Source organism: Lacibacter sp. H407, assembly GCF_037892605.1.
Classification (GTDB): Bacteria; Bacteroidota; Bacteroidia; order Chitinophagales; family Chitinophagaceae; genus Lacibacter.
On the sequence record NZ_JBBKTU010000001.1, the window covers coordinates 1,092,270 to 1,105,379 of the forward strand.

The window sequence follows — 13,110 nt, forward strand, 5'->3', positions numbered from 1 at the left end:
ATCAGATATAAGATTTTAAATATGGTTATCGGGTAGTTGGTTTTTTATCTTACAAGTGTAATGGAACCTTTCAGATCAATTGTACGTCCATCATTCATTACGGCACGTAATACGTACATATAAACGCCCACCGGTTGTGGCTTGCCGTTATGTGTACCATCCCAACCTTGAGTACGGCTGTTGATCATAGCGATCTGCTGCCCCCACTGGTTAAAGATGCGCATCTCCACTTTGTTGATATAATTACCATATACCATCAGTACCTCATTCTTGCCATCACCATTTGGTGAGAACACATTCGGCACAAACACATCTTTATTCAATGCTTTTACAGTAATGATATAAGTTACCGGTGTACCAATACAGCCATTGATTCGTGGTGTAACGGTAATGGTTGCGGTAATATCTGTGTTACCTGCATTGGTTGCGGTAAACTGCGGCACATTGCCTGTACCTGATGCAGCTAAACCAATCGCTGTGTTTGAGTTTGTCCAGCTAATGGTTACACCTGTTGAAGGTGTTGTAACAAAATTTGTTGCAGGAACAAGTACGCCATCATTCACTGTAATGTTTGCAGGAGCTGTTACAGATGGAACAGGGTTTACTTGAACCGTATATGTTGCTGCAACCGCACATTCACCCGGGTTTGGTGTAAACGTGTAAGTTCCGTTTGCAGTGTTGCTAACTGTAGCAGGCGTCCATACACCGGCAATACCATTACTGGATGTTGCTGGTAATGTAGGAACGGTTGCGCCAATACAAATAGATGCAGACGTACCAAAGCTGAACGTTGGTGTAAGTATTGGATTCACTGTTACAGTAAATGTTTGTGTAGTTGCACAAATACCTGCTGTTGGAGTAAATGTGTATACGCCGCTTGTTGTATTACTTACTGTTGTTGCGGCCCATGTACCTGTTACACCATTATCAGATGTAGTTGGTAAAGCAGGAACGGTACCACCAGAACAGATGGTAAGCGTTCTTCCAAAGCTGAATGTTGGAATGGTGTTCGGCGTTACGGTTACAGTAAATGTAGTGGTCGTTCCGCACTCTCCGGCATTCGGTGTAAATGTGTACACAGCATCGGCCTGGTTATTCACCGTTGCAGGACTCCATGTGCCGCTGATGCCGTTGGTTGATGTAGTGGTCAATGTTGGAGCAGTTGCACCGGCACAAATCGTAAGTGTTGTTCCAAAACTGAATGTTGGTGTAAGTATTGGATTCACTGTTACGGTGAGTGTAGTTGGTACTGCACACAATCCGGCGGTTGGTGTAAAAGTGTACACATCACTTGCGGTATTACTTATTGATGCAGGACTCCATGTTCCGGTAATACCATTGGTTGATGTAGTAGGTAAAGCAGGAACTGCAGCTCCGTCACAAACACTGAGTGCTGTTCCAAAACTGAACGTTGGTGTGATGTTCGGATTCACTGTTACAGTGAACGTTGTTGTGGTAGCACACTGTCCGCCTGCAGGTGTAAATGTATACACTGCACTTGCTGTATTGCTTACTGTTGTTGCAGCCCATGTACCTGTAATACCATTGTCGGATGTTGTTGGTAATGCCGGTACACTTCCGCCTGAGCAGATCGTTAACGTTGTTCCAAAGCTAAACGTTGGAGTAATGTTTACATCAACTGTTACAGTAAAAGTTGTTGGTACTGCACATTGTCCGGCAGTTGGTGTAAATGTATAGGTGCCGCTGGCTGTATTACTTACAGTTGCGGGGCTCCATGTACCTGTAATATTATTGGTTGATGTTGTTGGTAATGCAGGAACGGTTCCGCCTGAACAAATTGCCAATGCAGTTCCAAAACTGAATGTGGGTGTGATGTTCGGATTTACTGTTACAGTAAATGTTGCTGGTAATGCACATTGTCCGGCAGTTGGTGTAAATGTGTACACTCCTGAATTTTGATCATCAACTATTGCAGGACTCCATGTACCATTAATACCGTTTGTTGATGCAGCAGGTAATGCAGGAACTGTTCCACCGGCACAGATCGTCAAGGTTGTTCCAAAACTGAATGTTGGTGTGATATTCGGATTTACTGTTACAGTAAACGTTGTTGTAGTTGCACACAAACCGGCAGTTGGTGTAAATGTATAAACACCACTTGCAGTAGTACTTACAGTTGATGGATTCCATGTTCCCGTAATTCCGTTATCAGATGTTGTTGGCAATGCAGGCACACTTCCTCCTTCACAAATTGTCAAAGTTGTACCAAAACTGAATGTGGGTGTCACGTTCGGATTGACAGTTACTGTAAATGTGGTGGTGGTTGCACACAAACCGGCGGTTGGTGTAAATGTATACACAGCACTTGCAGTATTGCTTACGGTTGATGCTGCCCATGTACCGGTAATACCATTGTCGGATGTGGTTGGTAGTGCAGGCACTGTTCCGCCTGAACATATTGTCAGGGTTGTTCCAAAACTAAATGTTGGTGTAATGTTCGGATTCACTGTTACAGTAAATGTTGTTGGTACTGCACACTGTCCGGCGGTTGGTGTAAATGTGTATACACCTGAATTCTGATCATCAACTACCGCAGGGCTCCACGTACCATTAATACCGTTTGTTGATGCGGCAGGTAATGCAGGCACAGTTCCACCGGCACAGATCGTCAATGTTGTTCCAAAACTAAATGTTGGTGTAATGTTGGGATTTACTGTTACCGTAAATGTTGTTGGTACTGCACACAATCCGGCAGTTGGTGTAAACGTATAAGTTCCGCTTGCTGTATTGCTTACCGTTGCAGGGTTCCAAGTACCTGTTACCCCGTTATCGGAAGTGGTAGGTAAGGTTGGAACTGCTTCACCCGAACAGATCGTCAATGCTGTTCCAAAGCTGAATGTTGGTGTTACATTCGGTGTAACAGTAACAGTCAGGCTGGTTGTAGTAGCACACTGTCCGGCGGTTGGTGTAAATGTATACGTTCCTGAGTTTTGATTATCGATCACTGCAGGACTCCATGTACCTGTAATATTATTGGTTGATGTTGTTGGTAATGCAGGAGCAGCTGCACCCTCACAAAAACTGATAGCAGTACCAAAACTGAATGTGGGTGTAATATTTGGATTTACTGTTACGGTAAATGTTGCAGTAGTAGCACACTGTCCGGCAGTTGGCGTAAATGTGTATACACCTGAATTTTGATTATCAACTACAGCCGGACTCCATGTACCATTGAATCCGTTGGTTGAATTGTTTGGCAATGTTGGAACGGCTCCACCTGCACATATCGTTAACGATGTTCCAAAACTAAACGTTGGTGTGATGTTTGGATTTACTGTTACATTAATGGTAACAGGCAAACCACACTGTCCTGCATCTGGTGTAAACGTATAAGAACCGGATGCCATATTATTAATGATGGCCGGGTTCCATGTACCCGTAAGGCCGTTGTTGGATGTAGTTGGTAAAGCTGGTGCAGTTGCTCCTGCACAGAAAGCTGGTATAGCAGTAAACGATGGAACAATGATCGGGTTGGAAAGAATAACACCCGAAAACAAATTGGTTGTACAACCATTTGCTGTAATTGAGAAACCTGCATACACACCGGCATCTAGTCCGGTAATGATCGCCTGGCCCGATCCGTTGGCAACAATTGTTACAGGGCCAACAGGATTACCATTGTCAGTATAAGTAATATCATAGCTAACACCCGGCACTAATCCATTGATGGTTACAGAACCTTCGGTTCCATTACAGGTTGAAGGATTATTACTTGCTACAGTTGGTGCCTGAATGGAAAACCTTGCTTTATAATTTGCGCCGCTGTTATTGTCGTAGGCAATGTCGCCGCAACCATTGGTTGTGGTGTTTGATCCAACAAGTTCATAATACACTTCCAGTTCGTAGTTGCCCGGTGCAAAGCCTGTAAGGTTTACAGGTGCGTAGGGAGTGGTTGCGCCGTTAGGAATAATGCGTTGCCATTTTTGATCGCCTGCATTGCAAGGCCCGCCTGATGGAAAAGCACCTGCATTACAATCTTCCAGAAATGGAATATCAATTACATTAAATGTACCGGAAGGACTTCCTGCAGGGTACACACGATAGTTCAACCGAACAGAACATACATTGGATAATGCTGGGTTCTTGAACGATTTCACTTCTGCACCACGGAGGATCAGTGTTCCGGAGTTTTGCGTATGTGCACCAAGATTTGCACTCTGAAATACATTTCCGGAAGGACCAATCAAATTGGCACCTGTACCAGATGTATTGTAGAAATTACTTTGATTACAATCTGTGATCCAGACTGCAGATGCAAAACTTCCGAACGATTGTGCTTGTGAAAAAAAAGAAAGCAATAAAAACAGGAAAGTTCCTGCAAGGGAAATTGGATTTTTGGGATTCATTTTTAAGCTGTTAGTTCAGGTTACTATCGAATTAACGCATAAACATAACACATTCATTATTATTTTCAGAGCGTTACAGTATTTTCCCTTAAAAATTGTGTGTTTCTACTTACGGTAACGGGGAGACGAAATCAAGGGATTTGTACAGTTAAAACAAACGGATCTGTATTGCAGAAAACACTTGAATTACAACATGTTCTCTTATTGATATTGTTGTTGTACGCAGGAAAAAATACGAACTATAGCCGATGCAATTAATAATAAGTAGAAACTCTTAGTGCACAATGCTTACGTATAGTAAGGACTCACCATCAGAAATACGATCACACCTGTTACTGCTACATAAAACCATAATGGCCATGTAATGCGTGCAAGTTTTTTATGTTTATGGAATTCAGCAGTTAATCCACGATAGGCTGTAAATAAAATAAAAGGAAGAATTAAACCAGCCAATACAATATGTGTGATGAGAATAAAATAGTAAACAATCTTTACTAACCCACTTCCGCCATAGGCTGTTTCGCCAGTAAACAGATGATGACAGATATAAGAGACAAGGAATAAAACAGAAAAGCCGATTGCCCATAACATCAGCTTCTTGTGTGTACGGTAACGTTTATCTTTCGCAGCATATAAAGCACCCAACAGCAACAATGCAACAAACGTATTGATGAGTGCATTCAGCCGTGCAAAAATATGTTTATCAAATCCAAGATTCACCTTTACCTCAATACGACTAAGAAAAGCAACCGCCACAAATACAATTATGCTAACTGTGAATATGAGGATGTAAGCAAGCTTATCATTTTTTTGAATGGATGGAGGTAAGGCTCTCCCACGTCTTTGTCCGCTGCTGCTGTACGACATAAGTGATCGTTCTTGGTTTCTTTATTTACGAAATAGGTTTCTTTTTTTCTTTTTATCTTTTTCTAAAAACAGCAAGCCAATATCTCTTGCCATTCTTGCCATTTCCACTGTATCTGTACCACTATACCAGCCACGTATCACTCGGTCTTTATCTAACAGATAAAATTTACTGGTATGCAGGAAGGCGGTATCAATTTCGCCGCCATCAATCGTGGCTGCTTTAAATTCATTATATGCTAGATCATAGATCGCTTTCTTATCTCCGGTTAAAAACCACCAGTTGCTATGGCGCACTTTGTATTTATCGGCATAACGTTTCAATGCTTCCACGGTATCTCTTGCCGGATCAACTGAAAAGGAAATAAAATGAACGAGCGAATCCGTTTTTAAAAACGCATCCTGCATCTTCTTCATATTACGTGTTAATGTGGGGCATGGATTGGGACAGCGTGTAAAAAAATAATCCACCACCAGTATTTTTCCTTTGAGAGAATCGGCGCTCACCAACTTTCCAAGTTGATTGGTAAATGTAAAATTCTCCACCTTGTGCCACACTGTATCTTTCACCAACTTACCCTTCACTGTTTTTTCAGATACTGAATCGAAAAAATAATGGCGGGGCATGTTGATAGCATCCTCACTTGCATACTTCACGATCATGTAGGCTGCTACCGGAATACCTACTGCCAGCAATAAACCAAAAATTCCTTTTTTACTCATACACTTGTTCCTGCTCTGCTTAAAAAAATGTCCCGATATTCCTTTTGTGAAAGGAAAACCGGGACGAATGAATTACTGAAACTCTTTTATTTCAATCCACCTTCGTGTGTGGCCGGTTCTGCTTTTTGTTCATACTTCACCGGATCCAATGGTCGGTATTCGTTACGGAGATTCTTCCATGAATTACCATCCCATAAAAACGCAATGATAAACCAAATGAATAAAGCCAATGGCACTACTATGGTCATGATCAGGTTGCGTATTTCATCGCCCAGATGCATAAAGATCGAAACGATATAAAATGCTTTTGCCAGCGAAAGGATTACGATCAATCCTTTAATAGCCATGGTTAAGCCATCGCCAAAATCAGTTGCATATAGTAAATAACCGAATCCAAGTTCAACGAGTGTGATCCCGGAAAGTATCCAGGTCGTTTTCCAGATCCGCTTTTTTGAATCGTCGCCCGGTGCATCGTGAGGCATTGTTACTTCACCGCCAAATGTTTGATGTTCCATATATCAATTATTTCAATGAATGATTTGTGTAAAAGGTTAAACGAGGTAGAAGAATAAAAATACAAATACCCACACCAAGTCTACAAAGTGCCAGTACAATCCGATCTTCTCGATCATCAGATAATGGCCGCGGCGTTCGAAAACTCCTCTCCATGCCATCAATGTTACAATAATATTGATGATAACGCCGGAGAATACGTGGAAACCGTGGAAGCCTGTAATGGTAAAGAAGAAGTTGGAAAAATTACTGGAAGCTACAGTACCATCTGCATTCGGAAAAGGATTGCGACCCCACCATGCACCTTCATGATGCAAATGTGTCCACTCCCAAGCCTGGCAACCTAAGAAAGCAAGTCCGCCAATAATGGTCCAGATCATCCACTTGATCACACCCTTCTTATTTCCATGATGGCCTTCATGAACAGCCAATACCATGGTAACAGAACTTACGATGAGAATAAATGTCATTAAACTCACAAACACCAATGGTAATCCATTACCCAGAAACGGGAACGATTGAAACACAAAGTTTGGATCGGGCCATGAAATACTCGATACACGTACAGTTCCGTACGCAATCAGAAATGCGCCGAATGTAAATGCATCACTCATTAAAAAGTACCACATCATCAACTTGCCATACTCCACATTGAACGGGCTTTTACCACCGCTCCACCATTTTGTGTTTGCTGCTACTGTTTGTGCCATTTATCAGTTTTTATTTGTTCTCAATTTACAGTTATCAGGCTACCAGTAAGAAAAATACAAACAGGTAGATCCATAACAAATCAACAAAGTGCCAGTACAATCCTGCTGTTTCAACAGGTGCTGTACTATAATATTTTGTTTTGGGATTATACGCCCTGAAAAACAAAACCGCCAATGCAATAATACCGCCCACTACGTGAAGCGCATGCACACCGGTAATAATATAAAAGAACGATCCCGCAATACTGTCTTTCAACGTTATCTTGTTTGACCACAATTCTGAAAACCCAATGAACTGTGTTGCTATAAAAGCCAAGCCTAACACCGCTGTTATTGTGATCAACATCCTGTACCTCGCCATTTCCCTTATGGCCATTGCTCTTTGTGCCAGGTAAATGGTTAAACTGCTTACAACGATCAATGCAGTTGATAAATAAAAGATCTTCGGCACTTGCACAGCTTCCCAACCTGCCTGGTTACTCTTTACAATGTATGCGCTGGTAAAACCGGCAAACATCATTGTAATACTTCCAATGGCGATCCACAAGGTAAATTTATGTGGATGCATTTTTTGTGTTCGTTCGCTACTCATAACCTTCTCCATCTTTCAAACGCTTTTTATAAGTAATTGCTTTTGAGCAATTCTGCTTTTCATTTATTGCTGTGCAATTTTATCGGCAAGCAACGCAAGTAACACGATCGGCAGATAAATGTAACTGCTGAACATAACTCTTCTTGCACTCTTTACATCCATGTTGATATACAACCGCACACATTGCATCACCATAAACATGTTTGCTGCAACCAATATCCACATGCTTACAATACCACTCATGTTAAAGAAATAAGGCAACATCCCAACAGGTATCATCAACAAAGAATAAATAACTGTCTGGATGGCTGTAAATTTAGTTGGTCCTTGTTGCGATGGCAGCAATTTGAATCCGGCTTTGCTGTAATCCTGATGGGCTACCCATGCAATGGCCCAGAAATGAGGGAATTGCCAAAGGAACTGTATGGCGAACAATATCCAGCCACCCGTCCATGAAAACTCATCCTCATTGTATGCTGCGGCCCATCCGATCAAACAGGGAAGGGCTCCTGGTATTGCACCTACAAGTACAGCAATCGAGTTTACCTTTTTTAACGGCGTATATACAAAGCTGTAAATAAATAAACTCAGCAGCGCTAAACCTGCAGCATACCAACTAAAATATAATCCCAAGATCAAAGAGCCAACGATCGCAGCAATGAATGCAAATGCTGTTGCTTCCTGCACACTCATTCTTCCACTTGCCACAGGACGATTGCCCGTGCGCTTCATCACTGCATCTGTATCTTTTTCTGTAATCTGGTTGATCGCATTGGCGCTTCCTGTTACCAGTAAACCTCCAAGGAACAACAGCAGAATACTTCCAAAATCATACTCCACTACATTTGGCGCCAACATGTAAGCGATCACACTGCTGAACACCACTGTAAAACTGAGCGTAAACTTGATGAGCTGTTTATAGTCCTCAATTTTGCCCATCACCCCAAACTTCACTGGTTTCTTATCTTCCGGTTGACTGCTCAATTTGTTTTTTATCCTAATGACACCTGGTGTCTGTTCAATTAATGTTTGCTTTCATCAGCGCCAACCGGTGTGGTTTGCGGAATGAATTCTTGTCCATCTTTTCCGTAATCGTACGCCCAACGATGTACTTCAGGAATTTCACCAGCCCAGTTACCATGGCCGGGGTTGATCGGTGTGGTCCACTCCAATGTATTGGCGCCCCATGGATTTTGTGTGGTTACTTTTCTTCCTTTCCAGATACTGTAGAAGAAGTTGATGATAAACAGGATCTGCACAAGGAATACAATGATGGCTACAATACTGATAAACTTATTGAGCGTATCATAATGTTTGAACGATTCCCAAATATCAAATTTGTAATAACGGCGTGGCACACCCGCTAAACCCTGGTAGTGCATTGGCCAGAAAATGAGGTATGCACCGATCATTGTAACCCAGAAGTGAATATAGCCGAGTGTGTTGTTGAGATAACGGCCATACATTTTCGGATACCAATGATAGATACCTGCAAACATTCCGAACATACTTGCCACACCCATTACGATATGGAAGTGAGCAATTACGAAATATGTATCGTGCAGATGAATATCCAATGCAGAATTACCAAGGAAGATACCCGTTAAACCACCGGAGATAAACAAACTCACAAAACCCAATGCAAACAACATAGCAGGTGTAAAGCGGATGTTTCCTTTCCAGATTGTAGTTAACCAGTTAAATACTTTGATAGCACTTGGTACAGCGATCAACAAAGTAAGTAACACGAAGAATGCTCCGAGGAACGGATTCAATCCCGTAACAAACATATGATGCGCCCATACCAGGAAGGCCAGAATCGTGATCGCAAATAATGATCCGATCATTGCCATATAACCAAAGATTGGTTTACGGCTGTTCACCGATAAAATTTCTGAAGCCATGCCCATCGCCGGTAACAGAATGATGTACACTTCAGGGTGACCTAAGAACCAGAACAAATGTTGATAGAGAATTGCACTACCACCTTCGTTCGGTAAAGCCTGTCCGTTTATATAGATATCACTTAAGTAGAAACTTGTTCCAAAGTGACGGTCAAAGATCAATAAGATAAACCCTGAGAACAACACCGGGAATGATAATACACCCAATACTGCTGTAAAGAAGAATGCCCAGATAGTGAGTGGCAACCTTGTCATGCTCATACCTTTTGTACGCATGTTCAATACGGTTGCGATATAGTTCAAACCACCAAGTAATGATGATACTACGAATAATGCCATTGATACAAGCCATAGATCCATCCCCACTTTAGACCCAGGTGATGCTTCACCCAATGCACTCAACGGAGGGTAAGCTGTCCAACCACCACTGAACGGCCCTGTTTGTACAAACAAAGAAGACAACATGATGATACTGGCAGTAAAGAAGAACCAGTAAGAAAGCATATTCAAAAATGGTGACGCCATATCACGTGCACCCACCTGTAAAGGAATTAAGAAATTAGAGAACGTACCACTCAAGCCTGCTGTTAATACAAAGAACACCAACACGGTACCGTGCATGGTTACCAATGCATAATAAGCTTCTGCCTGCAGTTGTCCGCCTTTTGCCCACTCGCCTAACAATGTTTCCATCCATGGAAAGCGTGCATCCGGATAACCCAGTTGCAAACGGAAGATAACAGAGAACAAACCTCCCAGCAATGCCCAGAACATACCAGTGATCAAAAACTGTTTTGCAATTGTTTTGTGATCCTGGCTGAAAACATACTTCGTCAAAAACGTTTCATGGTGGTGACCATGATGCACCTCGTCATGCGTTTCATGCGGAACGCTTACTACTGAAGTGTGTACGTGTGATGTCTCGTTACTCATAATCTCTTTTTTATTCAATTCTGTTGACTATACAATTATTTATTCATGGCTACAACCGGAGTTGCAGGTGCAGGCACTGCAGCAGTTGAATCAGCAGCCGGTTTTACAGCCGATGGATCTTTATCAGGAAATGCCGCATAATAGTTTGGCTTTTGCTTTGCCATCCACACATCAAATTCTTCCTGTGTAACTACTTCAATAATTCCTTTCATTGAGTAATGGCCGTTGCCGCACATCTGATCGCAGGAAATTTCAAACGCAAAATTCGGATTGCCCGTACGCTCTTTCATTTCTTTGGTGGTGTACTTCGGTGTAAACCAAAGTGTGGTTGGAATACCAGGCACTGCATCCATCTTTAAACGGAAATGGTTCAACCCAACATCATGAATTACATCACGGCTACCTATGATCAATTTCACCGGACGGTCTTTTACGATGTACATGGTTTGTGTGGTTACCACATCATCAAAGTTGGTAGGGTCAGCTTTCAGTTTCAGATCAGCATTGTCTTCCCAGATCTGTCCGAAAGGATTGCTATTCTCATCACTGATCACTTTGAAATATGTTTTACCGAACGATTTATCTTTTCCGGGGTAACGCATCATCCATCCAAATTGCTTTCCTACAATTTCAACTTCTAACGCACCCTTCGGAGCATCGGATGTAATGCGGAACCAAAACTTCAAACCGAATACTACCAACACCGTTAAAAAGATTGCCGGCACAACTGTCCAGATCAATTCCAACTTATTATTGTGCGGAAAGAAGTATGCTTTACGACCTTCTCTCTCTTGGTATTTCCATGCAAAGTAGAACAGGAAGAACTGCGTAAGCACGAATACGAACCCGGTAACAGCCGTTGTCATCATAAACATAAAATCAATCTCTTCACCTTCAACAGAGGCAGCCCCTTGTGGAAACAACGTTGTTTTATACAACAGTTTGTTGCAGTAGTACACGCCAATAAAACCAAGGATCATAAAACCCAACAGCAAAAATCCGTTAATACGATTGTTTTGTTTACGGGCACTCTCTTCTCCCTTTAACACACTTACATACTCGCTGGCCTTTGCGATTTGAAAGATCACAATAAACACCAGAAGGGCTGCTGCTATTACCAGATATGTTGTAGTACTCATAGCTTGCGCAAATTATTTATAGTTCGTCAATTCTTTTTTCTTTGTTCAATCATCAGGTATGATGAATAATACTTTCTTTCACCAACGGATGGTTCTTTGGTAACAACGATGCTTTGGTGAGGTAACGGGCCGTAAGGAAAATCACCAATCCTAAAAATCCTGCTGCAATACCAAGGCTGTACACAAAATGGCTGATGGGATTTGAATCTTTACCCAATTCTTTCAACGGACCCGGTGTGATCATTTGATAGAAATCCAACCAGTGGCCGAAGATGATAATTACTGACATCAATGTAACAACTGTATAGCTACGCTTTGATCCACGACGCATTAAAATTAACAACGGCGCCAGGAAGTTGATGATGAGGTTGAGCAGGAACATTGCCCTGAACGGACCATCACCTTTTCCGCCATAACCCAAACGATCGATGAAGTAAGCGGTTTCTTCCGGTTGGTTACTGTACCAGATCAACATGAACTGTGAGAACCAGAGATAGGTCCAGAAGATCGAAAAGGCAAACATGAACTTACCAATATCGTGGATATGCTCTTCGTTCACAAATTCGAGGTAACCATGATTCTTTAAATACACCACAAATAACATGATGAGTGAAATACCGGCTACCCATGAACTGGCGAATGTGTACCAGCTGTACATAGTGCTGAACCAATGCGCATCAATACTCATCAACCACAACCATGGAAGCGTACTCAATACTGTTAAACCATATGTTACAAGGAAGGCAGCAGAAACAGCTAATGTTTTGTAATAATTCGCTGTTGATTTCTGCACCGACATATCTTCTGTCATAGAAAGTTTACGGAACCAGTTACGGAACCAGATCCACAAGGAAACCGCAACAATTGAAACAACCGTATAGAAAGTTGGATTTAAAAATCCACTTTTCGCTTGTAATTTTTCGTCGAGATGCGCTGCATCTTTCCAGTGGTAAATATGATGATCATCGGAGATCCACACATATGCCAACAGAATAACGAGTGTAACCGGCCCTAATACATTCAAACCACCGGAGATCGCTTCCGGTACACGACGGAACACCAAGGGCCAACCTGCCTGTGCCAATGTTGTGGCGGCAATAAAGAAAAAGCTGGCTGCAACCACCAGTAACCAATAGATACTGTTATGCATCAGCGCCATCCAGAATTTGGTTGCGCCATAGGCTTCTTCACCATGTGCTTCGCCATGACCGCCGGAAAACGGATGCAGAAATATAATACCGAGGATGAGTGTTAACACACCCACACCCATCAATGCATAGCTCCATTTTTTTAATCCGCCCGGTATTTCAAATTGTTCTTTCAGTGCCATTGAACTTCGTTTATAGTTGAATGTTAGTTTGGTCT

The 13,110-nt window shown here is 42.1% G+C and carries 10 protein-coding genes; all 10 read right to left on the reverse strand.

What is annotated here, in order from left to right; genetic code table 11:
• Positions 1 to 44: 44 nt before the first annotated feature.
• Positions 45 to 4,367, reverse strand: coding sequence for a T9SS type B sorting domain-containing protein (locus WG989_RS04740; RefSeq protein ID WP_340427708.1), 4,323 nt, complete (start codon positions 4,365 to 4,367; stop codon positions 45 to 47).
• Positions 4,368 to 4,655: 288 nt separating this feature from the next.
• Positions 4,656 to 5,234 (reverse strand): DUF420 domain-containing protein, encoded by a 579-nt coding sequence (locus WG989_RS04745; RefSeq protein WP_340427709.1) that lies wholly within the window; start codon positions 5,232 to 5,234, stop codon positions 4,656 to 4,658.
• A gap of 21 nt (positions 5,235 to 5,255) precedes the next feature.
• Positions 5,256 to 5,954, reverse strand: a complete 699-nt coding sequence (locus tag WG989_RS04750; RefSeq protein ID WP_340427711.1) for an SCO family protein — start codon at positions 5,952 to 5,954, stop codon at positions 5,256 to 5,258.
• 86 nt (positions 5,955 to 6,040) lie between these two features.
• Positions 6,041 to 6,469 (reverse strand): cytochrome C oxidase subunit IV family protein, encoded by a 429-nt coding sequence (locus tag WG989_RS04755; protein WP_340427712.1) that lies wholly within the window; start codon positions 6,467 to 6,469, stop codon positions 6,041 to 6,043.
• Positions 6,470 to 6,505: 36 nt separating this feature from the next.
• Entirely contained in the window at positions 6,506 to 7,177 is a 672-nt protein-coding gene (locus WG989_RS04760) for a cytochrome c oxidase subunit 3 (protein ID WP_340427713.1), read from the reverse strand.
• Between the two features lie 34 nt (positions 7,178 to 7,211).
• Positions 7,212 to 7,781, reverse strand: coding sequence for a cytochrome c oxidase subunit 3 (locus tag WG989_RS04765; RefSeq protein WP_340427714.1), 570 nt, complete (start codon positions 7,779 to 7,781; stop codon positions 7,212 to 7,214).
• Between the two features lie 51 nt (positions 7,782 to 7,832).
• Positions 7,833 to 8,753, reverse strand: a complete 921-nt coding sequence (gene cyoE, locus WG989_RS04770; protein WP_340427716.1) for a heme o synthase — start codon at positions 8,751 to 8,753, stop codon at positions 7,833 to 7,835.
• Between the two features lie 38 nt (positions 8,754 to 8,791).
• A complete protein-coding gene (locus WG989_RS04775) occupies positions 8,792 to 10,606 on the reverse strand; it encodes a cytochrome c oxidase subunit I (protein ID WP_340427717.1) in 1,815 nt (604 codons plus the stop codon).
• Positions 10,607 to 10,641: 35 nt separating this feature from the next.
• Positions 10,642 to 11,745, reverse strand: coding sequence for a cytochrome c oxidase subunit II (locus WG989_RS04780; protein WP_340427719.1), 1,104 nt, complete (start codon positions 11,743 to 11,745; stop codon positions 10,642 to 10,644).
• Between the two features lie 52 nt (positions 11,746 to 11,797).
• The gene (locus WG989_RS04785) at positions 11,798 to 13,075 is read right to left on the reverse strand and encodes a quinol:cytochrome C oxidoreductase (RefSeq protein ID WP_340427721.1); all 1,278 of its coding nucleotides are present in this window, start codon (positions 13,073 to 13,075) and stop codon (positions 11,798 to 11,800) included.
• Positions 13,076 to 13,110 lie beyond the last annotated feature (35 nt).